The following is a 24,322-nucleotide window of genomic DNA, read 5'->3' as shown; positions in this document are numbered from 1 at the left end:
CACCATGACTGATCGCCAAGCGATTGTTCCGCCCGGCATGGAGGCGGTGTACGAGCAGATCGGCTACGCCCCGGCCATCCGGGTCGGTAACACCGTCTATGTATCCGGCCAGATCGGCCGCAAGCCCGACCTGCAGCTGGTCGAGGACCGCGAAGCCCAGATCACGCAGGCCTTTGCCAACCTGCAGCTGGTGCTGGAGGCCGCAGGCGTCAGCCTGGCCGATGTGGTTGATCTGACCAGCTTTCACACCGATATGCGCGACCTGCCCTTGTTCATGCAGGTGCGCAACCGCTTTTTGCACAGCCATCCGCTTCCCGCCTGGACGGCGGTGGGCGCACACATGCTGGGCGGCGCGCCCGGCTACATCGTGGAGATCAAGGCCATTGCAGTGATACCGGCCCATGAAGCCAAACCGGGCTGAACAACCCAGCCCTTATAAAAGGAGACAGAGATGAAAACCTTGGACGTCAACCAGGTCATAGACAACGCCCGCTTTACGCGCTTCCACTGGATGGTCACCCTGCTATGCGGCTTGCTGCTGGTGTTTGATGGCTATGACCTGTTCATCTACGGCGCCGTGCTGCCCGTGCTGATGAAGGAGTGGAGCCTCTCGCCCGTGCAGGCCGGCGCCTTGGGCAGCTATGCGCTGTTCGGCATGATGTTTGGCGCCTTCATCTTTGGCCCGCTGGCCGACCGCATCGGCCGCAAAAAGGGCGTGGCCATCAGCTTTGTGCTGTTCAGCATCGCCACCTTCATGAGCGGCTTTGCCACCTCGCCCACCGAGTTTGGCATCTTCCGCTTTATTGCCGGCCTGGGCTGCGGCGGCCTGATGCCCAATGCCGTGGCCCTCATCAACGAGTACGCGCCCAAGCGCGCTCGCAGCACCCTGGTGGCGCTGATGTTCAGCGGCTACTCCTTGGGCGGCGTGCTCTGCGCGGGCCTGGGCATCTACATGCTGCCGCGCTTTGGCTGGCAGTCCATGTTCTTTGCCGCAGCCCTGCCGCTGGTGCTGCTGCCGCTGATCTTGTGGAAGCTGCCCGAGTCGGTAGGCTTTTTGCTGCGCCAGGGCCAGCAGGCCAAAGCGCGCCAGATGCTGTCGCAGGTCGCACCCGATGTGGCCATGGGCAGCGATGTGCAGCTGCTGCAGACCGAGGCCAAGGGCGCCGGCGTGCCGATGCTGGATCTTTTCCTGAAAGGCCGCGCCATGGGCACCTTCATGATCTGGCTGTCCTTCTTCTGCTGCCTGCTGATGGTGTATGCGCTGGGCTCCTGGCTGCCCAAGCTGATGGCCACGGCCGGCTACAGCCTGGGGTCGAGCCTGTCGTTCCTGCTGATGCTGAACTTTGGCGGCGTGGTCGGCGCCATTGCCGGCGGCTGGCTGGGCGACCGCTTCAGCCTGCCCAAGGTGGTGCTGGCCTTCTTTGCGCTGGGCACCGTGGCCATCGCGCTGCTGGGCTTCAACAGCCCCATGCCGGTGCTTTACCTGCTGATCGCCATTGCCGGCGCCACCACCATCGGCACGCAGATCCTGCTGTATGCCAACACCGCCCAGTTCTACCCACAGGCCATCCGCTCCACCGGGCTGGGCTGGGCCTCAGGTGTGGGGCGCACCGGCGCCATTGTGGGCCCGCTGCTGGGTGGCTGGCTGATGGCTGCGGCCATGCCGCTGCAGATGAACTTCCTGGTGTTTGCCTTGCCCGGCCTGGTCGCTGCGCTCGCCATTGGCTTCTTCATCCTTTACTACCGTGGCAAGCAAGAGGCGCCCAGCGTCTCCGTGGCTGCCGTTCGTCCCGCCGTCTGATCCCGCTTTAGGAAAAAACCATGCTCTATCTTGTCCATATGGTCGTCAACATCCCCGCCAGCGTGCCCGCCGAAGAGGCCGCGCGCATCAAGGCTGCGGAAAAAGCCTATTCGCAGCAACTGCAGGAATCCGGACAATGGCCGCACCTGTGGCGTGTGGTGGGCGAGTACGCCAACTACAGCGTCTTCGATGTGGCCAGCAATGACGAGCTGCACAACACGCTGAGCCAGTTGCCGCTGTTCCCCTACATGCAGATAACAGTGACGCCACTGGCCAAGCACCCCTCCTCCATCCGATAAGCAGACAGGCAAACGCAGATGACGATGCAACGGCGAACCCTAGCCCTGCTGCTGGCTGCCCTGGCGCTGCCAGGCGCCGCCATGGCGCAACCCGATGCCGCCTGGCCGGCCAAGCCCATCAAATGGGTGGTGCCCTTTCCGCCCGGTGGCGCGATGGATGTCATTGCCCGCACCTTGGGGGATAGGGCCGCGCGCGAGCTGGGCCAGCCCTTTGTGATCGAGAACCGGCCCGGCGCCGGCGGCAATATTGGCGCCGACTATGTCGCCAAGCAGCCCGCTGATGGCTACACCATCATGATCACTTCGATCGGCATGGCCACCAACCCGGCGCTGTACGCCAAGCTGGCCTACGACCCGGTCAAGGACTTTGCGCCCATAAGCCTGCTGGCGGTGGTGCCCAATGTGCTGGTGGTCAATGCCGCGCGCAGCCCCGACAAGTCGGTGCAAGACGTGCTGGCCCATGCACGCCGCAACCCCGGCAAGCTCAGCTATGCATCCGCTGGCAACGGCACCTCCATCCACCTGGCCGGCGAGGTGTTTGCCTCCACCGCCGGGGTGGAGCTGATGCATGTGCCCTACAAAGGCAGCGGCCCAGCCATTACCGACATGCTGGGCGGCCAGGTCGATCTGATGTTTGACAGCATCACCTCGGCACGGCCCCATATCCAGTCGGGCAAGCTGCGCGCGCTGGGCGTAACCACCGCCAAGCGCTCCTCTGCGCTGCCCGATGTGCCCACGATTGCCGAAGCCGGCCTGCCCGGCTACGAGGTATCGCCCTGGTTTGCGGTGTTTGCGCCCGCCGGCACGCCGCCCCAGGTGGTGGCCCGGCTCAACCAGGTGCTCAATGGGGCGATGCAGCAGCCCGATACCCTCAAAAAGCTCGAAAGCGTGGGCGCCGAGCCCATTGGCAGCACGCCCCAGGCACTGGCCACGCACCTGCAGCAGGAGCTGGCGCGCTGGGGCAAGCTGATCAAAGAGCGCGGCATTCGCCTGGATTGATGCTGCAGCCTGGCAACGGATAACAAGGGCCAACCCCATGAACCTCAACGACACCCGCAGCCACGCCGAGCAGGCCATTGGCGCCGTGCTGCCCCAGCGCAGGCAGGATCTGGCGCGGCTGCGCGTGCTGGCCGAGCGCGGCCTGCAGCCCGTCGTCACCGTGGTGGGCAAGTACAACCATGGCAAGAGCCGCCTGCTCAATGAGCTGATCGGCAGCCCCACCTTTGCCGTGGCCGACCGGCGCGAAACCGTGGCGCTGTCCGGACATGTGCATGACCAGGTGCGCTGGCTCGACGCGCCGGGGCTGGACGCCGATGTGGACCAGGCCGATGACGACCATGCGCACCGCGCCACCTGGCTGGAGTCCGATATCCGCCTGTTTGTGCATGCCGCCAAGGAAGGCGAACTTGATGCCCGCGAGCGCAGCCTGCTGCAGGCGCTGCACGCCGATGCCGAGCGCACCCGGCGCCAAACGCTCTGCGTGCTGACCCAGATCGACCAGCTGGACGACGACGCCGCCCAACAGCAGGTGAACGGCGCCATCGCCGCGCAAGCCGCCGGCCAGATGTGGCTGGCCGTCTCGTCCACCCGCTACCGCCAGGGCGTGGATGGCGCCAAAAAACTGCTGCTGGAAAAAAGCGGCATCCCGGCGCTGCAGCAGTCCCTCAAGCACGCGCTCGCCCAGGTGCCCCAGGCGCGCAGCCATGAGAAAGCCCTGCTGCTGCAAGAGATTCGCAGCCAGCTCCAGGCCCTGCATGCCGAGCGCCAGCTGGGCCTGGCCCAACTGCGCCAGCTGCAGGCAGAGCAAGGCCAGCGCTTTGCACACGACCTGGCTGCCGTGCAAGACAAGACCTGCCAGGACATCCAGGCCGTGCTCGATGTGCAGGGGCCGGACCATTCGCTCACGCCCGACAGTTTTGCCGACCAGTTCAAGATGACACCCGGCAAGCTGGAGCGCAACCGCCTGCAGGTCGCCTACTCCAAGGCCTGCATCAGCATCAGCGCCATCCTGACCAAGCATGGCGTGGTGGAGCTACCGCTGGAGCAACAGACCCAGGTCAAGAGCCTGGACAGCGTGATGGTCGCCGTCATGGGCGTCTCGGTGAAATACCGCCAGGACCTGCGCCGCCTGTTTTGCGAAACCGCCGGGCGCGGCGCACTGGCGCAGGCCTTTACCCGCTACTTTGAGCTGTCCGCCGACCGCCAGGCCTTGGTGCAGCGCATTGGCCACCAAGAAGCCCAGGTACAAGCCAGCGCCCAGGCCCTGGCCGCCTTTAGCGCACTCGAAGCACTGGAGACCACCGCATGAATGCCATGGCCGGCGAGCAGCAGTTTCTGGCCCATGCGGGTGGTGGCTCAGCCGGGCCGGACCGAGCAGGGATGGCGCAACTGCATTCCCAGCTGCAGCAGCTTCAAGCCTGGCAAACCCAGCTGCAACAAGGCCTGGGCAGCGCCCTGGCACCAACACCCGGCCTGCAAGCCAGCCACCCGCTGGCCCAGCAAACCCAGGCCCTGCACCAGCAATGCCAGGATCTGCAGGCGCGCTGGGCGCAGCAATGGTCTGCGCTGCAACCCGCACGTAGCCTGGCCCAGGACTTTGAGCAGCGCGTAATCCTGCTGGTGTTTGGCAAGTTCAATGCCGGCAAAAGCTCGCTCTGCAATTTTCTGGCTGAACGCTTTGCCGCGCAGGGCCAGCCCGTGCGCTTTTTTCACCTGGCAGATGGGGCGGTGGTGGAAAGCGACGAGCCCCTGCGCGAAGGCGCCACCGAGACCACAGCACGGCTGCAAGGCCTGTGCCTGGGCACGGGCCTGGTCTTGCTGGACACCCCCGGCCTGCACTCCGTCACCCCCGAGAACGCCGCACTCACCCAGCGCTTTACCGAAAGCGCCGACGGCCTGCTCTGGCTCAGCAGCTCCACCTCCCCCGGCCAGGTGCAAGAGCTGGACGAACTCGCCCGCGAACTGCGCCGCAACAAGCCCTTGCTACCGGTCATCACCCGCAGTGACCTGATCGAAGAAGACGAAGTGGACGGCGAGATCCAGAAATGCCTGCGCAACAAAACCCCAGCCAACCGCGCGCTGCAAGAGGCCGACGTGCAGACACGCGCCCAGGACAAGCTGCGCCAGCTGGCCATTGATGCGGCGGTGCTGAAGCACCCCGTCTCCATCTCCGTCCACGCCGCACGCAGCCAGCCAGGCCCCAACGCGCTGGCCGACGCCGGCCTGCTGCGCCTCTACACCGCCATCACCGAGGTACTGGCCCCCGCCCAGGCCTATAAACAGCGCAAACCGGCCGAGGTGCTGCTGCACCACCTGGAAGAAAACGTTCAAGGCGCCATCGAGGCAGAGTTGCTGCCCGAGCTGCAAGACCTGCAACGGGCCTTGGCCCAGGAGCAAGAGCGGCTGCAGCAAAGCAAGGCGGCGATGCTGCGCGCTGCATGGCGCCGGACCATTCCTGCGCTGCCTGGGGTGCTGGAGCGGTATGCGGACCGGTTGCCTGTGCTGTCTGCTGAGGTTGCTGCGCTGGTGCGAGCTGAGATCAGTGAGCAGTTGCAAGGGCATTTGGGCGGCTATGTGTTGTCTGAGCTGCCAACGGAAGCCGCTGCTGTGGTGCTGCCAGCGGCTATCGCTGGTCCTGATGCGCTCTACGCGGCTTTGCAAAATGCTGTGCGCGTGCAGATAGAGGCAGCGTTTTCTGCTGCGGTGGATGCTTGCAGCCATGCGCTGGAGCCGGTGCTGGTGCAAACCGAGAAGATGCAGGCACACTTGCGGCAGTGCGCGCAAGATTTGCAGGATTTAGGCACGGCATTGCGGGCCTGACTGCGAACGACCTCAAATCTCCCACATGTCTCCTGACCAGGTACTTAGAGTCATCGCTTGGAATCCCATTCGGGTTTCGGGCAACAACATGCCCATGTTTTTTCCAAGGTGTGGACGATGCTCAAGAGCTGTATGGTTCGGTGTTTTCTGGTCGTATTTCTCAACGGCATGGCCACTGCGCAAACGGTCTCGACCTTCCCGCCCGGCAGCCCCCTCTATGAAGCCGTCAAGGAGAACCTTCTTCAAAACGGCAACAAGGATCTGAGCCCCGGGACCGTCAACCAGCACATCCGGGCATCTGCCGTTATCGCCCAACTCAACAAGGAGCTGGTGGACTACTTTTCTGACCGCCACTTGCAATCCGAGATGGACAATACCCGGGCGGGCTATCCATCGCTGAAGGTATATGTCAAGAACCTCCGCCCCCAGGACCAAAAGTACATCGACTCCCAGCCGCAATATGCACTAGTGAAGCTGGTCAACAGCCAGCTCAACAAAACCGAGGCAGAGCAGATCAACCAGACCATTGGCGAGACGCTGGCCAAGGATGCAAGGCTGGTCATATCCTTACACAGCGGGTATTACGATCCCGCAGGTGATCGCTTCGTCGTAAGAACTTTGACCGATGACACTGAAGAATTTGAAGCTGCACTTCAATCGCTGAAAGAGCGTTTCAAGATCAGGATCGCGTACTTAAAAGTTGAGGGGGCCTCGGCAGTGCGGCCTCGTTTGCTGAGTGCGGATTGATTTTGCTGAATGCTTGCCTCGGGCAGCAGGCCAATTAAAAAATCGGTAGATTTCTCTCGATCTTTGTTGTCATCAATTGAGGGACACTATTAACTTGCTGCCCGCTAGAAATCTGGCAATTGTGTTGAATTGGTCAATTGAATCCTCAAGCGACAGCGGTCCTTGAGTCACGTCCTCGCTGGCGCATTCAGCGTTTAAGAATAACGGGTGTGCCTTGGACTTACGGTATAAAAATAGTGTAAATTTCTGTCCACGCCTCGACACCAGCAAAAGCCCCGCACTTTCTAGACTACGGTCATATGCGCATGAAAAAAGGTGCGAAACCTACTTTCCGAGGAGTCGAATACCACTAAATTTTTCTGCGCGCGGGTTACCCCGGTATACACCATTTCAGCCTCATCCTCTGGCGCGATGATACAGAATACGGTTTTCGCTTCTAGACCCTTGAAACTGTGAATTGTAGAGAGCTTGATCAAACCAGAGTTCTGCATGAAAAAGCACTTCTTGCGACGCCTAATCTTGTCAATTTCTTCCTTAAATGGCTCCGATTCTACGTTTATGTAGACAGCAATTGCTTTTATCTCGGCCTCCTCCTCAAACATAACCTTTGTCTTCTCAAATTTTTTAAATGCCTCATTCAGGGGTATCAGCCATTCCACTTTCGAACTGACTATCGCAATGTCATTGGGGTGCAGTTGGTATTCTCGGATATAACTCTGGATTTTTTCGAAAATGAAAACTGGGTCGTAAGCTTTCCCGTATGCCTCATAGTTTAGAAGGTCATAGCGCATGCTGGCCTGGGTAACTTTGAAATCAAAGATCTCAGAATCAACGTACTTTCGGATCAGGTGCTTCATTTGGAAGTTCCTGAACAGTTCGAGCAGTGAAGCGTCCGCCGCAGATCTATACGACTTCGTTAGTCGGACCCAACTACCGAAGCCCAAAACGACGGCAGATTCGCGGCCATCACTCGGCCGGTCGTAGATGTTCTGCGACTGATCCCCGAACAAAATCATCTCACCGTTTTCGGCCAAGAAACAGTCACGGACGAGTTTGATCCACTCGGGATCGTAGTCTTGGACTTCGTCAATAAGGATCGTCTGATACCTCTCAGTGTTTACGCCTTCAAACAGACTCTTCATACCGAAAATTTTGTCGAGGTTGGGGCGTTGGGCTGAAGAGAGTTCATCTAACTTAGATTTCAGACTAATGCCGTAATTGTTCAATTGGGAGTTGATGAAAGCGTGATAGTGGATGACTTCGTAATATTCTCCGCTGCCACCCTGTAGTCGGCTAACCGTGTCGCGGATATAATGCCGCAAAGTAATATTGAAAGTTAGAATTAATACTTGGCTCTGGTGACGCGCATGAGCATTGATCGCACGCTGCGCGAGGATTGTTGTCTTTCCACAACCCGCGACTCCCTTTACTTTCGCAAACCCAGGATTGCTCACAGTTAAGGCCTGCTGTTTCGCATCGAAGGCGACCATGACCCCTTGTTGCTGAGTGTGTACAGGGGGGCGCAATCTACGAGTGAAATCCTCGTAGATTTCCGATGTGAAAAGTGGATGCTTTCCACGCTTGTCAAACAGCTGGAGCTTCTTAGTAACATTGTCGTATCCCCACGACATTCCTAGATCCCGCTCCAGCTTGAAACGAGCGCGATCACACCTATCCATTTGTTTTTCGTAGTTGATCAGACCGATCCGCTGTCGATCTCTGTTCAGAGACAGAGCACGCTCACGCACATCGTCAAGCGCATTTCTGTAGAATGCATTTAACTGCTGCCGACTTGCGCAGTGAAAGTAAACGCCGACCGAAATTAGATTGTAGAAATTTGGATTCGTGAGATGTTGAAGCCCAAGAACAGGAAGGTGTAGGTTGAAGAGATTTTCTTTGTAGCGGAAAGCCTGTTGCTGAGGTGAACGGATCAGACTAGTCCTGTAGCACCACTGATTTTTGCTATCAACTTTGTAGTGAACCAGATTCCAATCCTTGACTTCAATAATCAGAGCTCCGCAACCAGGTTTAATCACAATTACATCGGGTCGGTCTCCGTCAAGATATGGATTGAAATAGACCTCGTACGTTTCATCGAGTGTGCTACTCAGAAGCATGAGTAGGTGCCGTTCGCCATCAGTGGGTGGCACGGTGAGCCTGTCTATGTTTTCAAGATCGGGAAAAAATTTTGCCATTGGTTTTGAGTCATCACTTCTTGTTACATAGCATAACTGCCAAAACGATTCATCGCAATGACGGCTTTGGTTGTCATTAGCTGTTCGCCATGTTCAGTTGTACGACTTAAACTGCCAACATTTGTTGTGCTGCTAATGTAATCCACGTGTTCGCAAATCGCTATAACCAGCAATCCTCACTTCCACCATACGAATGGAGCCTAACCCACCCGCCAGCAGTTACTGCAAGCACTGAAATGCAACGCAACACATCCGGCACCAAGACAGATCGTTGCCAACAACACCCCTCAAAACCCCCTCCCCTCCACCTCCAAAAACAACCCCTCCCCCGCCATCACCGGCGCCAGCCAGGCCTGCACCAACGGCAACTCATACGCATAAAAATAGCGCGCGCAATCCAGCTTGCCCTGCAAAAAGGCCTGCTGCCCCGCATCGGCTGCCGCCATGCCCGCATGCGCTTTGACGGCGACATCCAGCCACAGCCAGGCCAGCGTGACATGGCCGAAGGCGGTCATGTAGGCGGTGGCGTTGGCGAGGGCCAGTTGGGCGTTGCCGCTGGACCAGGCGGCGTCGGTGGCGGCTTGTAGGGCTTGGGTGGCGGTGGCCAGGCGGTCGGCCCATGGGGCGCATGCGGAGACCGTTCTGGCAGCGGCGACGGTTTGTGCGATCTCGGCCTGCAGCAAGGCCCAGGCCGCGCCGCCGTCCATGCGCAGCTTGCGGCCCAGCAGGTCGAGGGCCTGGATGCCGTGGGTGCCTTCGTGGATCATGTTGAGCCGGTTGTCGCGCCAGTGCTGCTCCACGGCGTAATCGCGGGTGTAGCCATAGCCACCCAGCACCTGGATGGCGAGGCTGTTGCCCTCCTGGCACCACTGGCTGGGCCAGCTTTTGGCGATGGGGGTGAGCACCTGCAGCAGTAACTGGGCGGCATCGGCCTGCTGCGGCTCACCGGCACGCTTGGTGTCGACAAGCTTGGCGCAGTACAGCTGCAGCGCCAGCGCGCCTTCGGCATAGCATTTTTGCGCCAGCAGCATGCGTTTGACGTCGGCATGCTCGGCAATCGGCACCTGGGGCTGCTGCGCGTTCTTCACCACCTTCTGGCCGGCAGCCACCGGGCGGCCCTGGGGGCGCTGGCGGGCATAGTCGCGCGATTGCAGGTAGCCGGCGTAGCCCAGCATGGTGGCGCCCAGCCCCACCTGGATACGGGCCTCGTTCATCATATGGAACATGCACTGCAGGCCCGCACCCAGCGCGCCCACGCGGTAGCCAATGGCCCCGCCCTGCTCGCCGTAGTGCAGCAAGGTGTTGACGGTGCCCCGGTAGCCGAGCTTGTGGTTCAGCCCGGCCAGCGCGATGTCGTTGCGCTCGCCGGTGACCCGGCCTTCGGTATCCACCAAGATTTTGGGCACGATGAACAGCGAGATGCCGCCCACGCCGGCGGGCAGTTGGCCGCTGTCGTCGGGCACCTTGGCCAGCACAAGGTGGACGATGTCCTCGCCCATCGCATGTTCGCCGCCAGAGATCCACATCTTGCGGCCCCTCAGCCGGTAGCGCGGGCCCAGCGGGTCGTCGGCATGGTCGGCGCCATCGGGCACGGCACGTGTGGTGATGTCCGACAGGCTGGAGCCGGCCTGCGGTTCGCTGAGGTTCATCGTGCCAAAAAAGCGGCCTTGCAGTTGGGGCAGCGCAAAGGCCTTTTGCTGTGCCGGTGTGCCATGGGCCATCAGCAGGCCGGCATTGGCTGCCGTGAGCATCGAATAGGCCTTGAGGGCGATGCTGGCGGCCGAGACCATGCTGTTGGCCGCCATATCGACCACGCAGGGCAGCTGCATGCCGCCTACCTCGTAGTCATGCGATGCCGCCAGCATGCCCGATTCAGCATAGGCAGCGCATGCCGCCGGTGTGCAGTCGGGCAGGTGCAGCTGCTGGCCGTCAAAATGCGGCTCCTGCTGGTCGACCAAGCGGTTGAAGGGCTCAAACTTGTCGGCGGCCAGGCGCTCGCACATGTCCAGCACAGCGCCATAGGTCTGGCGGTCGTGGCCGGCATAGCGCGCATGGCGGCTGAGCGCTTCTACCTCCAGCCAGTCGTAGAGCAAGAAATCCAGGGTCTGGCGGATGCTGGCGTAATCGAGTTGCATCTTACGCAACCTCAAACAACGCAGCAGCCCCCATCCCACCGCCCACGCACATGGTGGCCACGACATAGCGCACACCCCGGCGCTGGCCTTCCAGCAAGGCGTGGCTGGCGATGCGGGCGCCCGTCATGCCATAGGGGTGGCCGATGGAGATGCCGCCGCCGTTGACATTGAAGCGCTCGGGATCGATGCCCAGCTGGTCGCGGCAGTACAGCGCCTGGCAGGCAAAGGCCTCGTTCAGCTCCCACAGGCCGATGTCCTGCACGCCCAGCCCGTGCTGGGCCAGGAGCTTGGGGATCGCATAGATGGGGCCGATGCCCATCTCTTCCGGCGCGCATCCTGCAACGGCCATGCCCCGGTAAATGCCCAGCACCTCCAGGCCCCGGCGCTCGGCCAGCACCGAATCCATGACCACGCAGGCCGAGGCACCATCCGAGAGCTGGCTGGCATTGCCGGCGGTGATGACGCCGCCGTCGATCACCGGCTTGAGCGCGGCCAGCCCTTCCAGGCTGGTGTCGGGGCGGTTGCCTTCGTCGCGGGCCAGGGTCACGTCTTGCAGGCTGACTTCCTTGGTGAGCTTGTCGGTCACCGCCATCTGGGTGCTGAAGGGCACGATCTCCCTGTCGAACAGGCCAGCGGCCTGGGCGCGCGCGGTGCGCAACTGCGACTCCAGCGCATAGGCATCCTGGGCCTCGCGGCTGATGCGGTACTGGCGCGCCACATGCTCGGCCGTTTGCAGCATCGGCATATAGGCATGGGCCGCATGGGCGATGACGGCTGGATCGCGCTCGCGGCTGGCCCATTCCATATAAGGGGTCTGCACAGCCGTGATGTTGTCGCAGCCGCCCGCCACCACCACCTGCATGCCATCGACCAGCACCTGCTTGGCCGCCGTGGCAATCGCCATCAGGCCGGAGGCGCATTGCCGGTCTATCGTCTGCCCGGCCACGCTCATCGGCAGGCCTGCGGCCAGCAAGGCATTGCGTGCCAGGTTCATGCCGGCCGTGCCGGCCGTCAGCACGCAGCCGACCACGACATCGTCCACCTCGGCCGGGTCCACTCCCGCGCGCGCCACCGCATGCTGGATGGTGTGGCCCATCATGTGGGGCGAACGCGTGTGGTTGAGCGAGCCCTTGTAGGCCCGGCCAATGCCCGTGCGGGCGGTGGAAACAATGACGGCGTCTTTCATGGCGGTGCTCTTCAATATTGATGGGTTTCGGTCTTCTGGCCCTCAGGCGGCTTGCAGGCTGTCAAAGCCCTGGCGCTGTGCGGCCAGCCGCTGAAGCAGCGGCGATACCGTCCAGTAGCCGTAGCGGTTGCCGCGCGTTGTGGCCTGGTGCTCCAGCCGCTCCACGATCTGCGCCAGGCCAATCTCCTCAGCCATGAACATGGGCCCACCCCGAAAATCCGGAAAGCCATAGCCGGCCGCCCAGACCACATCGATATCGCTGGCGCGGTAGGCGATGCCCTCGTCCAGAATCTTGCAGCCCTCGTTGACCATGCTGTACAACAGCCGCTCCACAATCTCCTGCGCCGCAATATCGCTGCGCTGGGCAATGCCATGCGCCTGCGCCAGCTCGGCTGCAATGCGGCCGGCCTCAGGGTCAGGCAGCGCCTGGCGGCCCTCGTAGCGGTAGTAGCCCAGGCTGGTTTTCTGGCCAAAGCGGCCCAGCTCAAACATCTTGCGCACCACCGCGCGGTAGCTGGCATCGGGCGGCAGGCCGCCGGCCTTCTCGCATTCGATAACGGTCTTGGCGCCCACATCCAGCCCGGCCATATCCAGCATGCGGCAAGGGCCCATGGCCAGACCCAGCGCCTGCACGGCCTCATCAATCTGTGCGGGGGTGGCGCCTTCCATCAGCAAGAACTCGGCCTCGCGCAGGTAGACCTCGGCCATGCGGTTGCCGATAAAGCCAAAGCAGACGCCCGATACCACCGGCGTCTTGCCGATCTTGCCGGCCAGGTCGATGACGGTCTTGAGTACCTGCGGGGCGGTTTGCGCGCCGCGCACCACCTCCAGCAAACGCATGATGTTGGCCGGGCTGAAGAAGTGCATGCCCACCACATCGGCAGGCCGCCCGGTGGCCTGGGCCAGTGCATCCACATCCAGGGTCGAGGTATTGCTGGCGATGATGGCGCCGGGTTTGCAGACCTCGCCCAAGCGGCGGCAGACCTGCAGCTTCAGGGACATGTCCTCAAACACCGCTTCGATCACCAGGTCGCAGGGCGCCAGCGCCTGGTCGTCCAGTGACGTAGTCAGCAAGGCCAAACGCGCGCTGGCCTGCTCGGCGCCCATGCGGCCCTTGGCCACCTGGGCCTCGTAGGTCGATCGGATTAACTGCAGCCCACGCTCCAGGCCGGCAGGCGCGGCATCCGCCAGCACGGTGCGGATGCCAGCATTCAAAAAGCACATCGCAATGCCGCTGCCCATGGTGCCGGCTCCCAGAATACCGACCTGCTCGATCTTGCCGGCCGGCACCTGCCGCTCCAGGCCCGGAATCTTCCGGCTGCGGCGCTGTGCAAAAAACAAATGGCGCAGTGCGCGCGATTGCGCCGATGGCAGCAAGCGGTTGAAGGCCTCGGCCTCGGCGCGGGCGCCGCTGGCAAAGTCAGCCGTCAGCGCCTGCTGCACGCAGTGCACAATGGCCTCCTTGGCGGGGTACTGCGGGCTCTTGCGCGCAGCCTCCAGCGCTGATGCGATGGCCTGGCTGTGCTCGCCGGGCGGGGCAGTTTGCGCGCTCAGGCGGCGTGGCTGGCCGCCACTGGCCAGCAGCTGGCGGCCAAAGGCAAGGCCCAACGCCAGCGGTTCGCCCTCTTCCACCGCATCGACGATGCCGCTGGCCAGCGCCTCTTGCGCGGGCACCGGGCGGCCGCTCAGCATCATGTCCAGCGCCAAGCTTGCGCCCACCAGGCGCGGCAGGCGCTGGGTGCCACCGGCGCCGGGCAAAATGCCCAGCTTCACCTCGGGCAGGCCCAGCTTGCTTCCCTTTTGTGCCACGCGGTAGTGGCAGGCCAAGGCCAGCTCCATGCCGGCGCCCAGCACCGTGCCATGCAAGGCCACCACAACCGGGCGCGTCTGCGCCTCAATGCGGTTCAGCAGCACATTGATGGCCTCGGCAGAAAAGGCCGGGTTGTTGAACTCGGCAATCTCCGCCCCCGCGACAAAGGACTGGCCCTCGCAGTAGATCAGCAGCAGCGGCAACGAGGCATCGGCCTCAAACTGCGCCAGCGCGGCGCTCAGCCCCGTCAGCAGGCTGTGCGAGAACAGGTTCAATGGCGGGTGGGAGATGCAGATACGGCCTATCCCGTCTGCGCTGTGAAAGGTGACGTTGCTCATGGCTGGCAGCTCTTGGTGGAAGATAAAAATGCCCAGCTGCAGGGCGCAGGCAGGCACAGCCCCGAGGCCTAACGACCTTCCAGGGCTTGGAAAACCAGGGTATCAGTGCGTGGCGTTTTCCACTGTTGCGCTGGCGTCTGCCGCGCGCTCGCGTTCGCGCTTCTGCGCAAAGAGGTAGCCGCTAAAGCCCTTCTGGATGGCAGCGTTGCAGTGCTCGCGGTACTTCTGGAAGCCGCCGGTAAACATGGTCAGGCCGGGGGCCTTGCCCTGCACGTTGGCGCCCACATACCAGGTCTTGGCCTTGGACAGCAAGGTGCGCGGCGCCAGCGAATGGACGATGTCCATCCAGGCCTGCTCCTCTTGCGCGCTGGGCTCAATGCTGCCCAAACCTTGGGCCTGCATGTGGCGGATGGCAGCGGCCGTCCAGTCCACATCGTTCTCGCTGGTGCGCACCACATTGGCCAGGGCCGATGGGCCATTGGGCCCGGTGGTCATGAACAGGTTGGGGAAGCCATGCATCATGATGCCCAGGCAGGAGGTCGCGCCCTCCTTCCACTTCTGCTGCACCGTCAGGCCGTCGCGCCCTTCCACCTCAAAGGCCAGCAGCGCGCCGGTCAGGCCGTCGTAGCCGGTGGCAAAGATCAGCACATCCAGCTCCACCTCGCCCGACTGCGTGCGCAGGCCCTTCTCGGTGATGGACACGATCGGGTCGCTGATGCAGTCGCGCAGATGCACATGGGGCTGGTTGTAGGTTTCGTAGTAGCCGGTGTCCAGGCAGGGGCGGCGGGCAAAGATGGGGTAGCCACGTGGCTTGAGCGCCTCGGCGGTGGCCGGGTCATCTACCGCCTCGCCAATCTTGCCGCGCACAAACTCGGCCACTTCCTCATTGGCCTGCTCGTTCTGCATCAGGTCGGCAAAGGTGCCCAGCATGGCCAGGCCGCCTTGCAGCCAGGCATCTTCCAGCAGCGCCTGGCGCTGCGCCGGCGTCACGCTGAAGAAGGGGCGGCTCGATTGCGGCCGCACACCACCCACATTGCTATTGCGCGCCAGCTCGCGGATGCCGGCATAGTGGCGCTTGACCTGGGCCACATAGTCCGCCTCCAGCGGCACATTGCGCATCGGCATCGTAAAGCTTGGCGTGCGCTGGAAGACAAACAGCTCGCAGGCCTGCTTGCCCACTTCCTGCACGATCTGGATGCCGGTCGATCCGGTGCCGATCACGCCCACACGCTTGCCACTGAAATCCACCGGCTCATGCGGCCAGCGCGCCGCGCGCAGGATCTGCCCGCCAAAGCGCTCAATACCTTCAATCTCGGGCTCCTTCGGTACCGACAGCGGGCCGGTCGCCATGATGCAGTAACGCGCCTCATAGCATTCGCCCCGGTTGGTACGCACCACCCACAGCTGGCGTGCCTCATCCCAGCGGGCGCTCTCCACGCGGGTGTTGAACTGGTAGTGCTTGCGCAGGTCCAGCCGCTCGGCGACAAAGTTGAAGTAGCGCATCAGCTCGGGCTGTGCGGCAAACTGCTCGGACCAGGTCCATTCCTGCTCTATCTCGGGCGAGAAGGAGAAGCTGTAGTCGATGCTGGGCAGGTCCACCCGCGCGCCGGGGTAGCGGTTCCAGTACCAGACGCCGCCCACATCGCCGCCGGCCTCGAAGGCCTGGATCTTCAGCCCCATCTCCCGGAACTTGTGCACTGCGCACAGACCGCCAAAACCGGCGCCCACGATGACCGCATCCACCTGGTGGATTGTGTGATTGTCCATTGCTCTTTGTCTCCTGCTGGCTGGTGCCGGCCGCCCCGCCACACCGCAGCGGGGCACCGGCTCGATAGGGGATGGCAGGCCGCCTCCACCTTGTTCTCGCTGCATCATGCCTACTTGCCGACCGGTAAACAACAGGGTTTCCCCGCAAGCGTTTTGGAGGGGACAAGTCCAGGGTAATCCCGAGCTTGCAGCGCTGCTGCGGCTGCTAAACTTTTTACCTGCCGACAGGTATATAAAACAAAACAAGGAGCAACATGCAAGGGCTAATGCAGCAGCGCGCGCTGCGGATTTCCGGCTTGCTGGAACATGCAGCACGCTTTCATCCCCAGGTGGAAGTCGTCTCTCGCACGCCGGATGGCGAGCTCACGCGTTCGAACTGGCTGACCGTGTCCCGGCGCTCGCGGCGCCTGGCCGCCGCCCTGCTGCGCCAGGGCATGGCCAGCGGTACACGCGTGGCTACCCTGGCCTGGAACACGCACCGCCATCTGGAGCTGTACTACGCCGTATCGGGCGCAGGCGCGGTGCTGCACACCGTCAACCCGCGCCTGTTTGCCGACCAGATCCGCTACATCATCAACCATGCGGCCGATGATTATGTGTTCTTTGACCTGAGCTTTGCCGGCCTGGTGGCCGAGCTGGCGCCCAGCCTCAAAACCGTGAAGGCCTTTGTGGCGCTGTGCAAGCCCGACCAGATGCCGACCATGGACCTGCCCGCCCCACTGCTGTGCTACGAAGACCTGGTGGCCGAAGACGCGGGCGATTTTGACTGGCCCGAGCTGGCCGAAGACAGTGCCTCATCGCTGTGCTACACCTCGGGCACCACGGGCAACCCCAAGGGCGTGCTCTATAGCCACCGCTCTACCGTGCTGCATTCCTGGGTGGTCTGCGCGGCTGATGGCCTGGCCTTGCGCGCCCGTGATTGCGTGCTGCTCACCGTGCCGATGTTCCATGTCAACGCCTGGGGCCTGCCCTATGCCAGCGCCATGTGCGGCGCCAAGCTGGTGCTGCCCGGGCCGGATTTGAGTGGCAAGGCGCTGTACCAGCTGATGCGCGACGAGGGCTGTACCTTCTCGCTCGGCGTTCCCACCGTCTGGATGGGCTTTTTGCAGTATGTGGAAAGCCTGCCCGCCGGCGACAAGGATGCCCTGAAGCTCGAACGCATCATGATGGGCGGCTCTGCCGCGCCCCGCGCAATGATTGACCAGTTCGACAGCCTGCTGGGCGTGACCGCCAACCAGGCCTGGGGCATGACCGAGACCAGCCCGGTGGCCACCGTCAGCACCCTGCTGCCCCAACACGAGGCACTGGCCCGCGACGAGCGCATCGATGTGCGCGCCCGCCAGGGCCGGCCCATGTATGGCGTGGATGTGGCCATCTTCAATGACGAGGGGCAGCAGCTGCCGCCCGGCGATCCGGCCCCTGGCGAACTGCGCGTGCGCGGGCCCTGGGTCATCTCCGCCTATTACGGGCAAGAGGCCGGCTCGGCACTGGATGCGCAAGGCTGGTTAAACACCGGCGATGTGGCCAGGATCGATGAAGAGGGCTTTGTGCAGATCACCGACCGCGCCAAGGATGTCATCAAGTCCGGCGGCGAATGGATCTCGTCGATCGACATCGAGAACCTGGCGCTGGCCCACCCCGCCGTCAAGGAAGCCGCCGTCATCGGCGTGCACCACGAGCGCTGGCAAGAGCGCCCGCTGCTGGTCATCGTGCGCAAGCCCGGCACCAATGTCAGCGGCCAGGAAGTGCTGGACTTTATGAAGGACCGGCTGGCGCGCTGGTGGCTGCCCGATGCGGTGGAGTTTGTCGAAGAATTGCCCCACACCGCTACCGGCAAGCTGCTCAAGATCCGGCTGCGCGAGCAGTTCAAAGGCTACCAACTGCCGACGGCACCCGTCGCTAACTAAAAAACACCCGCCCGGTACGCGCACGGCCCCAGCAGAAAAGGCCGGCGCAGCCGCAGCAGCCAGGCCCCCTTGGCTGCCCGCACCAGGAGACAAGACATGAACGCCCTCACCGCGCCGGCGTTGGCCGCGCGCATCCATCCTTTGCTGCCCCAGCGCGATCTGCTGGGCGAATGCCCGCTGTGGGATGTGGCCACGCAATCGCTGTACTGGATTGATGGCCGCGCCCAGTGGGTACACCGCTACTGGCCGGCAGATGACCGGCAGCAGCAGTGGGCACTGCATGCCCATATCGGCTCCATCGCGCTGTGCCGCAGCGGGCGCCTGCTGCTGGCGCTGGAGGATGACTTCCATTTTCTGGACCCGGACAGCGGCCAGATCACGCCAATGGGCGTGCAGGTGCAGCACAGCGCTGAGCGCATGCGTCTGAACGACGGGCGCTGCGACCGGGGTGGCCGCTTTGTGGTCGGCTCGATGAGCATGACGCCGCAGTCGCCCACCGGCAAGCTCTACCAGCTGAGCGGTGATGGCCGCCTGCGCGAGCTGGACCAGGGCTTTCAAGTGGCGAACGCCACCTGCTTCAGCCCCAACGGCCGCTGGCTTTACTTTGCCGACAGCCCGGCGCGCCAGATCTGGCGCTATGCCTATGACCCCGCCACTGGCGCCTGCGGTGCCCGCGAGGCCTTTATCGACACCGCTGCGCTGGGCCTGGCGCCCGATGGCGCCACCGTCGATGCCCAGGGCTATCTCTGGGTGGCCATGGTGCTGAACGGCCAGTTGGCCCGCTTTACGCCCAGTGGCGAGCTGGCGGCCACAGTGGATTTTCCCGCCGATGCCTTCATCACCTGCCCGGCCTTTGGTGGCCCGGCGCTGCAGACCATCTACCTCACCTCGATCAGCAACAGCGGCAACCTGCTGCGCTCCAGCCACCCGGATGCGGGGGCCGTCTTCGTCATCGACGGCCTGGCCCTGACGGGGCTGGAAGAAGCGCGTTTTGACGACAGCCAGAGCCCCCGCTGAGACCGGCGCGGCGAACCCCATTTTTATTGAGACCAGGAGACAAACACCATGACACAACGCTTTGCAGGCAAGGTCGCACTCGTGACCGGCGGCGCACAGGGCATCGGCCGCGCCATCGTCCAGGCCATCGCTGACGAGGGCGGCAGCGTCGGCATTCTGGACCGTGCCGAGGACAAGGCCGCCGAGGTGGCAGCAGCCATCGTGGCCCAGGGCGGACGCGCCCACGCCTATGGCGGCAATGTGGCCGACCGCGACAGCTTCAGCAGCGCGATTGCCGATCTGAAGCAGCGCTACGGCCGCTTCGACATCATGGTCAACAACGCCATCTGGGTGCGCTACGGCCCGATTGCCGACATCACGCCCGAGGCCTTGCAGCGCATGGTGGGCACCGGCTTCAACTCCATCGTCTGGGGCATCCAGACGGCAGCGGAGGCCATGGACGACGGCGGCAGCATCGTCAACATCGCCTCGGCGGCCGCCTTTATTGGCATGCCCCAGGGCATGGTGTACTGCGGCGTCAAGGCCGGTGCGCTGGGCCTGTCGCGTGCAGCAGCGGCAGAGCTAGGGCCACGCGGCATCCGCGTCAACTCGGTCTGCCCTGGCTCCATCCCGACCGAAGGCGTGGGCATCAATGTCGATGCAGAAAAAGTGCGGCTGCGCATCGCCAAGACGCCGATGGGCCGCCTGGGCACGGTGCAGGACATTGCCCGCGCCGCCTGCTTTTTCGCGTCTGACGACAGCCGCTTTGTCACCGGCGAATCGATGCTGGTCGACGGCGGCGCCACCCAGTCCTTCATCTGATCGGAGGCGCCGCGATGACTGCTCCCCCCGAGGCCGATGCCCCCATTCTGGAAGCGCGCCAGCTCTGCCGCCAGTTCAGCGGCTTCTATGCCGTCAAGGACGTGAACCTCAAGGTCAAGCGCCACTCGGTGCATGCGCTGATCGGCCCCAATGGCGCCGGCAAGACCACCTGCTTCAACCTGCTGACCACCTTTTTGCGCCCCAGCTCGGGCCAGGTGCTGTTCAACGGGCGTGATATCTCGCGCAGCGACCCGGCCAGCGTGTCGGCGCTGGGTCTGGTGCGCTCGTTCCAGATTGCGGCCGTCTTCAGCCACATGACGGTGCTGGAGAACGTGCGCATCGCGCTGCAGCGCAAGACCGGCGGCACCTTCACCTTCTGGCGCTCGGTTAAGGTGCTGAGCGCGCTGGACGAGCGTGCGATGGACCTGCTCGACAGCGTGGGCCTGACGCGCTGGAAAAACGTCAAGGCCTGCGACCTGCCCTATGGCCGCAAACGCGTGCTGGAGCTGGTCACCACCATCGCGATGGAGCCCGAGATGATCCTGCTGGACGAGCCCATGGCGGGCCTGGGCCATGAGGACATCTGGCCGGTGGTGGAATTGATCCGCAAGGTGGCGCAAGGGCGCACCGTGCTGATGGTGGAGCACAACATGAAGGTGATATCGCACTTGTGCGAGACCGTCACCGTGCTGCAGGCCGGCCAGGTGCTGGCCGAAGGCAGCTATGACGAGGTATCGCGCGACCCGAGGGTCATTGAAGCCTATGTCGGAGGGGCCGCCCATGCCTGAGAACAACCAAAACGCCAACAACAACACCGCACCGCGCCAGATGCTGCAGGTGCAGAACCTGCGCGCCTGGTACGGCGAAACCCTGGCGCTCGACGGCATCGACCTGCATGTCGGCGAAGGCGAGGTCGTCTGCCTGCTCGGCCGCAATGGTGCCGGCAAGACAACCACCTTGCGCGCCATCATGGGCCTGCTCAAAAAGCGCGAAGGCCAGATCAGCATCCAGGGCAAGCCCACCGAAGGCCTGCCGCCCGAGGCCATTGCCCACCTGGGCGTCGCCTATTGCCCGGAGGAGCGCGGCATTTTTGCCAGCCTCAGCACCGAAGAGAACCTGATGCTGCCGCCCGTGCTGCACCCCGGCGGGCTGACGGTGGAGGAGATCTACCAGGTCTTCCCCAACCTGCAGGCGCGCCGCAAAAGCCCGGGCACCCGCCTGTCGGGTGGTGAGCAGCAAATGTTGGCCATTGCGCGCATCCTGCGCACCGGCGCACGCCTGCTGCTGCTCGATGAGGCCACCGAAGGGCTGGCACCGGTCATCGTGCAGAAGATCGGGCAGACGCTGGAGATGATCCGCGCGCGCGGCTACACGGTGCTGATGGTGGAGCAGAACTTCCGCTTTGCCGCATCGGTGGCCGACCGCTTCTACGTAATCGAGGAAGGGCGCGTGGCCAGCCACTTCCACCGCGCCGAGCTGGAAACGCGGCGCGACGAGATCGAAGCGCTGCTGGGACTGTGACAGTCGGAGACAACACTATGGATACTCTTTTCGGAATCCCGACAGCCGCGCTGATCGGCCAGCTCGTGGTGGGCCTCATCAATGGCTCGTTCTACGCGCTGATGAGCCTGGGCCTGTCGATCATCTTCGGCCTGCTGCATGTGGTGAACTTTGCCCACGGCGCGCAGTACATGCTGGGCGCCTTTGTGGCCTGGGGCCTGCTGCACTACCTGGGGCTGAGCTACTGGTGGGCGCTGATCCTGGCGCCACTGGTGGTGGCCGCCTTTGGCATCCTGCTGGAGCGCACCATGCTGCGCCACCTCTATGCGGTGGACCATGTCTATGCGCTGCTGCTCACCTTTGGCATCTCCATCTTGATGGAGGGCGCCTTCCGGCTGTGGTTTGGCGTCAGCGGCCAGCCCTACCCCAACCCGTTGCAAGGCGGCATCGATGTGGGCCTGAGCTTTTTGCCGATGTACCGTGTCTGGGTGATCCTAGCGGGCCTGGCTGTCTGCCTGGTGACCTGGTACTTCATCGAAAAAACCAAGCTGGGCGCCTACCTGCGTGCCGCCAACGAGAACACGCCCCTGGTGCGCACCTTCGGCATCAATGTGCCGCGCATGCTGACCCTGACCTATGCACTGGGCGTGGGTCTGGCCGGCTTCAGCGGCGTCATGGCCGCGCCCATCTACCAGGTCAGCCCGCTGATGGGCTCGAACCTGATGATCATCGTCTTTGCCGTGGTCGTCATCGGCGGCATGGGCTCGATCATGGGATCGATCATCACCGGCTTTGCGCTGGGCGCCATCGAGGGCCTGACCCGCGTCATCTACCCCGAAGGCGCCGGCGTGGTCATCTTCATCGTGATGATCATCGTGCTGGCCGTGCGCCCCAACGGCCTGTTTGGCAGAGCGCACTGATGCACCCGCACCGCCCTGCCCCCTGGGTCTCCACCCAAGCTCTTGTCTTTCCCAAGGATTGAACATGCATTTCTTCTCACAACGCACCAACACCATCTTGCTGGTGTTGGCGCTGGTGGCCCTGCTGCTGGCGCCGCTGGTGGCCTACCCGGTCTTTCTGATCAAGCTGATGTGCTACGCACTGCTGGCCGCATCGGTCAACCTGCTGATGGGTTACGCCGGCCTGCTGTCCTTCGGCCATGCCATGTTCTTTGGCACGGCCGGCTATGCCGCCGCGCATGCGATCAAGGTCTGGGGTTGGGACGGCTCGGCCGCCATCCTGCTGGCCATGCTCTGCGCCATGGCCGTGGCCGTGGTCACCGGCCTGCTGGCCATCCGCCGCCATGGCATCTACTTCTCGATGATCACCTTGGCCTTCTCCCAGGTCATCTACTTCTTTGCGCTGCGCTTGCCCTTTACCGGCGGTGAGGACGGCATCCAGAACGTACCCCGGCCGGAGGTGTTTGGCTTTATCTCGCTTGCCGACAACACCACCCTGTACTACTTTGCCGCCACCCTGGTCGCCGCCGCCTTCTGGCTCATCTACCGCATCGTCTACTCGCCCTTTGGCCAGGTGCTGCGCGCCATCCGCGACAGCGAGGCACGTGCCCAGTCGCTGGGCTACCAGGTGCTGCGCTACAAGCTGGTGATCTTTGTGCTGTCCGCCGCACTCGCCGGCCTGGCTGGCGCGCTCAAGGTCATCACCTTCCAGCTCGCTACGCTCAACGATGTGAACTGGACCACCTCGGGCGAGGCACTGCTCATCTGCATCGTCGGCGGCCTGCAGACCTTGCTGGGCCCCGTCATTGGCGCGGCCATTATTGTCAGCATGCAGAACTACCTGGTCGCCATGGCCGAGTGGGTGCTGATCATCCAGGGCCTTGTCTTTGTCGTCGTCGTGATGCTGTTCCGCAAGGGCATCATCGGCCAGCTCTACGCCTGGCTGGAAACCCGCCAGGCACGCCAGGCCGCACCGCAACTGGAGGCCCAAAACCAGGCCGAGCGCCAGAGCCGCAGCCAAACTGGACAAGGAGCATGAGCATGAGCGAACCAACATCCGTACCCGCACAAGCCCCTGCCCAAGCCCAGGCCCCCAGCCATTTCCCCGAAACGCCCGGCTTGCTGCAAGGCCGCCTGGCCCTCATCACCGGCGCGGCCAGCGGCATCGGCCAGGCCATCGCCATCAGCTTTGCCAAGGCCGGCGCCCGAGTAATAGTGACGGATCTGGACACTGCACGCTGCGCCGACACCCTGGCCCAGGTAAAAGCCGCTGGCGTAGACGGCTGGGCCTTTGCACTCGACGTCACCGATCTGGAGGCCTGCCAGGCGCTGGCCGCCCGCATCGGCAGCGACATCGGCCCGGTGGACACCCTCGTCAACAACGCCGGCCTGCTGATCCGCGAAGGCATCGACCACCCCCAGGCATCGCGCCACCTGCGCCAGGTCATCGATGTGAACGTCTTCGGCCTCTACAACATGGTGCAGTCCTGGCTACTCGCCCTGCGCGCCACACGCGGCTGCATCCTCAACATCGCCTCCGGCGCAGCCTTTATCGCCCAGGGCAACGCCATGGGCTACTCCGCCTCCAAAGGCGCCGTAAAAATGGCCACCCAGACCTTAGCCCTCGACCTGGGCCGCGACGGCATCCGCGTCAACGCCCTGGCCCCCGGCGTCATCCACACCCCCATGACCGAAGCCACCCGCAACAACCCGCAGCGCCTGCAAGGCTTTATCCAGCGGACGCCCGCCGGGCGGATTGGTGTGCCGCAGGAGCTGGCGGGGCCGGCGGTGTTTTTGGTGTCGGGGCTGGCTAGTTATGTGAATGGGGTGACGTTGCCGGTGGATGGGGGGACGGTGGCGGTTTAGGGAGGAAGTGGGAAGTCGGGGGCGGAAAAGGGTTTGGCTGGTGGCGATCGGCAACGGACGGCGAATTTGGCAATGAGTTAAGACACGCTCGTAGCTGATGTTAGGTCGTTAAGGCTCGAAATCATGTGTCGCTCAGTCCTGCACTTCGTGCAGTCTTCGTCGCCATTTTCTAAGT

20 protein-coding genes are annotated in these 24,322 nt (G+C 63.2%); 15 read left to right on the top strand and 5 right to left on the bottom strand.

Features of this window, described 5'->3' with window-relative positions; all coding sequences use genetic code 11:
• Positions 1 to 4: 4 nt before the first annotated feature.
• Genes HS961_RS10965 through HS961_RS10935 form a run of 7 tightly spaced genes read left to right on the top strand, consistent with a single transcriptional unit; the run spans position 5 to position 6,666 of the window.
• The gene (locus HS961_RS10965) at positions 5 to 421 is read left to right on the top strand and encodes a RidA family protein (protein ID WP_182327849.1); all 417 of its coding nucleotides are present in this window, start codon (positions 5 to 7) and stop codon (positions 419 to 421) included.
• A 30-nt stretch (positions 422 to 451) separates the two neighbouring features.
• On the top strand, positions 452 to 1,801 hold the full coding sequence (locus HS961_RS10960; protein WP_182327847.1) for an MFS transporter: 1,350 nt from the start codon (positions 452 to 454) through the stop codon (positions 1,799 to 1,801).
• A gap of 20 nt (positions 1,802 to 1,821) precedes the next feature.
• Entirely contained in the window at positions 1,822 to 2,100 is a 279-nt protein-coding gene (gene catC / locus HS961_RS10955) for a muconolactone Delta-isomerase (RefSeq protein WP_133856502.1), read from the top strand.
• Between the two features lie 18 nt (positions 2,101 to 2,118).
• A complete protein-coding gene (locus HS961_RS10950) occupies positions 2,119 to 3,099 on the top strand; it encodes a tripartite tricarboxylate transporter substrate binding protein (protein ID WP_182327845.1) in 981 nt (326 codons plus the stop codon).
• A 37-nt stretch (positions 3,100 to 3,136) separates the two neighbouring features.
• Positions 3,137 to 4,408: a GTPase gene (locus HS961_RS10945; protein ID WP_182327844.1), complete on the top strand. Its 1,272-nt coding sequence runs from the start codon at positions 3,137 to 3,139 to the stop codon at positions 4,406 to 4,408.
• Positions 4,405 to 5,919: a dynamin family protein gene (locus tag HS961_RS10940; protein ID WP_182327843.1), complete on the top strand. Its 1,515-nt coding sequence runs from the start codon at positions 4,405 to 4,407 to the stop codon at positions 5,917 to 5,919. The genes HS961_RS10945 and HS961_RS10940 overlap by 4 nt, the downstream gene beginning before the upstream one ends.
• A gap of 57 nt (positions 5,920 to 5,976) precedes the next feature.
• Complete coding sequence (locus HS961_RS10935; protein ID WP_182327842.1) at positions 5,977 to 6,666, top strand: hypothetical protein; 690 nt, start codon at positions 5,977 to 5,979, stop codon at positions 6,664 to 6,666.
• A 284-nt stretch (positions 6,667 to 6,950) separates the two neighbouring features.
• On the opposite strand, the gene HS961_RS10930 is transcribed toward HS961_RS10935, so the two are convergent.
• The 5 genes from HS961_RS10930 to HS961_RS10910 form a co-directional block, all read right to left on the bottom strand.
• Entirely contained in the window at positions 6,951 to 8,861 is a 1,911-nt protein-coding gene (locus HS961_RS10930) for a nuclease-related domain-containing DEAD/DEAH box helicase (protein WP_182327841.1), read from the bottom strand.
• Positions 8,862 to 9,148: 287 nt separating this feature from the next.
• Positions 9,149 to 10,996: an acyl-CoA dehydrogenase gene (locus HS961_RS10925; protein ID WP_182327840.1), complete on the bottom strand. Its 1,848-nt coding sequence runs from the start codon at positions 10,994 to 10,996 to the stop codon at positions 9,149 to 9,151.
• A gap of 1 nt (position 10,997) precedes the next feature.
• Positions 10,998 to 12,182 carry an acetyl-CoA C-acyltransferase gene (locus HS961_RS10920; RefSeq protein WP_182327839.1) on the bottom strand — a complete coding sequence of 395 codons (1,185 nt, stop codon included), beginning with the start codon at positions 12,180 to 12,182 and terminating at the stop codon, positions 10,998 to 11,000.
• 42 nt (positions 12,183 to 12,224) lie between these two features.
• A complete protein-coding gene (locus tag HS961_RS10915; RefSeq protein ID WP_182327837.1) occupies positions 12,225 to 14,330 on the bottom strand; it encodes a 3-hydroxyacyl-CoA dehydrogenase NAD-binding domain-containing protein in 2,106 nt (701 codons plus the stop codon).
• 102 nt (positions 14,331 to 14,432) lie between these two features.
• Positions 14,433 to 16,097 carry a flavin-containing monooxygenase gene (locus HS961_RS10910; RefSeq protein ID WP_182327835.1) on the bottom strand — a complete coding sequence of 555 codons (1,665 nt, stop codon included), beginning with the start codon at positions 16,095 to 16,097 and terminating at the stop codon, positions 14,433 to 14,435.
• Positions 16,098 to 16,351: 254 nt separating this feature from the next.
• On the opposite strand from HS961_RS10910, the gene HS961_RS10905 reads away from it, so the two are divergent.
• The 8 genes from HS961_RS10905 to HS961_RS10870 all read left to right on the top strand — a co-directional run bounded on the left by HS961_RS10905 (position 16,352) and on the right by HS961_RS10870 (position 24,147).
• Positions 16,352 to 18,004, top strand: a complete 1,653-nt coding sequence (locus HS961_RS10905; RefSeq protein ID WP_182327833.1) for a long-chain fatty acid--CoA ligase — start codon at positions 16,352 to 16,354, stop codon at positions 18,002 to 18,004.
• Positions 18,005 to 18,100: 96 nt separating this feature from the next.
• Entirely contained in the window at positions 18,101 to 19,021 is a 921-nt protein-coding gene (locus HS961_RS10900; protein ID WP_182327831.1) for an SMP-30/gluconolactonase/LRE family protein, read from the top strand.
• A 48-nt stretch (positions 19,022 to 19,069) separates the two neighbouring features.
• Positions 19,070 to 19,822, top strand: a complete 753-nt coding sequence (locus HS961_RS10895) for an SDR family NAD(P)-dependent oxidoreductase (protein ID WP_182327830.1) — start codon at positions 19,070 to 19,072, stop codon at positions 19,820 to 19,822.
• Between the two features lie 14 nt (positions 19,823 to 19,836).
• Positions 19,837 to 20,610: an ABC transporter ATP-binding protein gene (locus HS961_RS10890; RefSeq protein WP_182327829.1), complete on the top strand. Its 774-nt coding sequence runs from the start codon at positions 19,837 to 19,839 to the stop codon at positions 20,608 to 20,610.
• On the top strand, positions 20,603 to 21,343 hold the full coding sequence (locus HS961_RS10885; protein WP_182327828.1) for an ABC transporter ATP-binding protein: 741 nt from the start codon (positions 20,603 to 20,605) through the stop codon (positions 21,341 to 21,343). The genes HS961_RS10890 and HS961_RS10885 overlap by 8 nt, the downstream gene beginning before the upstream one ends.
• A gap of 17 nt (positions 21,344 to 21,360) precedes the next feature.
• Positions 21,361 to 22,242 carry a branched-chain amino acid ABC transporter permease gene (locus HS961_RS10880; protein ID WP_021028133.1) on the top strand — a complete coding sequence of 294 codons (882 nt, stop codon included), beginning with the start codon at positions 21,361 to 21,363 and terminating at the stop codon, positions 22,240 to 22,242.
• Between the two features lie 64 nt (positions 22,243 to 22,306).
• The gene (locus tag HS961_RS10875) at positions 22,307 to 23,320 is read left to right on the top strand and encodes a branched-chain amino acid ABC transporter permease (RefSeq protein ID WP_182327827.1); all 1,014 of its coding nucleotides are present in this window, start codon (positions 22,307 to 22,309) and stop codon (positions 23,318 to 23,320) included.
• A gap of 2 nt (positions 23,321 to 23,322) precedes the next feature.
• A complete protein-coding gene (locus tag HS961_RS10870) occupies positions 23,323 to 24,147 on the top strand; it encodes an SDR family NAD(P)-dependent oxidoreductase (protein ID WP_182327826.1) in 825 nt (274 codons plus the stop codon).
• Positions 24,148 to 24,322 lie beyond the last annotated feature (175 nt).

This window comes from Comamonas piscis (genome assembly GCF_014109725.1).
Taxonomy (GTDB): Bacteria; Pseudomonadota; Gammaproteobacteria; order Burkholderiales; family Burkholderiaceae_C; genus Comamonas; species Comamonas piscis.
This window is presented reverse-complemented; position numbering and strand designations above follow the sequence as displayed.

Excerpts from the sequence above, each read along its gene's own strand:
- HS961_RS10890 (WP_182327829.1), top strand. The coding sequence starts at position 19,837 with ATGACTGCTCCCCCCGAGGCCGATGCCCCCATTCTGGAAGCGCGCCAG.
- HS961_RS10875 (WP_182327827.1), top strand. The coding sequence starts at position 22,307 with ATGCATTTCTTCTCACAACGCACCAACACCATCTTGCTGGTGTTGGCG.
- HS961_RS10925 (WP_182327840.1), bottom strand. The coding sequence starts at position 10,996 with ATGCAACTCGATTACGCCAGCATCCGCCAGACCCTGGATTTCTTGCTC.
- catC (WP_133856502.1), top strand. The coding sequence starts at position 1,822 with ATGCTCTATCTTGTCCATATGGTCGTCAACATCCCCGCCAGCGTGCCC.
- HS961_RS10930 (WP_182327841.1), bottom strand. The coding sequence starts at position 8,861 with ATGGCAAAATTTTTTCCCGATCTTGAAAACATAGACAGGCTCACCGTG.
- HS961_RS10960 (WP_182327847.1), top strand. The coding sequence starts at position 452 with ATGAAAACCTTGGACGTCAACCAGGTCATAGACAACGCCCGCTTTACG.
- HS961_RS10870 (WP_182327826.1), top strand. The coding sequence starts at position 23,323 with ATGAGCGAACCAACATCCGTACCCGCACAAGCCCCTGCCCAAGCCCAG.
- HS961_RS10905 (WP_182327833.1), top strand. The coding sequence starts at position 16,352 with ATGCAAGGGCTAATGCAGCAGCGCGCGCTGCGGATTTCCGGCTTGCTG.
- HS961_RS10920 (WP_182327839.1), bottom strand. The coding sequence starts at position 12,182 with ATGAAAGACGCCGTCATTGTTTCCACCGCCCGCACGGGCATTGGCCGG.
- HS961_RS10895 (WP_182327830.1), top strand. The coding sequence starts at position 19,070 with ATGACACAACGCTTTGCAGGCAAGGTCGCACTCGTGACCGGCGGCGCA.
- HS961_RS10915 (WP_182327837.1), bottom strand. The coding sequence starts at position 14,330 with ATGAGCAACGTCACCTTTCACAGCGCAGACGGGATAGGCCGTATCTGC.
- HS961_RS10945 (WP_182327844.1), top strand. The coding sequence starts at position 3,137 with ATGAACCTCAACGACACCCGCAGCCACGCCGAGCAGGCCATTGGCGCC.
- HS961_RS10910 (WP_182327835.1), bottom strand. The coding sequence starts at position 16,097 with ATGGACAATCACACAATCCACCAGGTGGATGCGGTCATCGTGGGCGCC.
- HS961_RS10965 (WP_182327849.1), top strand. The coding sequence starts at position 5 with ATGACTGATCGCCAAGCGATTGTTCCGCCCGGCATGGAGGCGGTGTAC.
- HS961_RS10950 (WP_182327845.1), top strand. The coding sequence starts at position 2,119 with ATGACGATGCAACGGCGAACCCTAGCCCTGCTGCTGGCTGCCCTGGCG.
- HS961_RS10880 (WP_021028133.1), top strand. The coding sequence starts at position 21,361 with ATGGATACTCTTTTCGGAATCCCGACAGCCGCGCTGATCGGCCAGCTC.
- HS961_RS10885 (WP_182327828.1), top strand. The coding sequence starts at position 20,603 with ATGCCTGAGAACAACCAAAACGCCAACAACAACACCGCACCGCGCCAG.
- HS961_RS10900 (WP_182327831.1), top strand. The coding sequence starts at position 18,101 with ATGAACGCCCTCACCGCGCCGGCGTTGGCCGCGCGCATCCATCCTTTG.
- HS961_RS10940 (WP_182327843.1), top strand. The coding sequence starts at position 4,405 with ATGAATGCCATGGCCGGCGAGCAGCAGTTTCTGGCCCATGCGGGTGGT.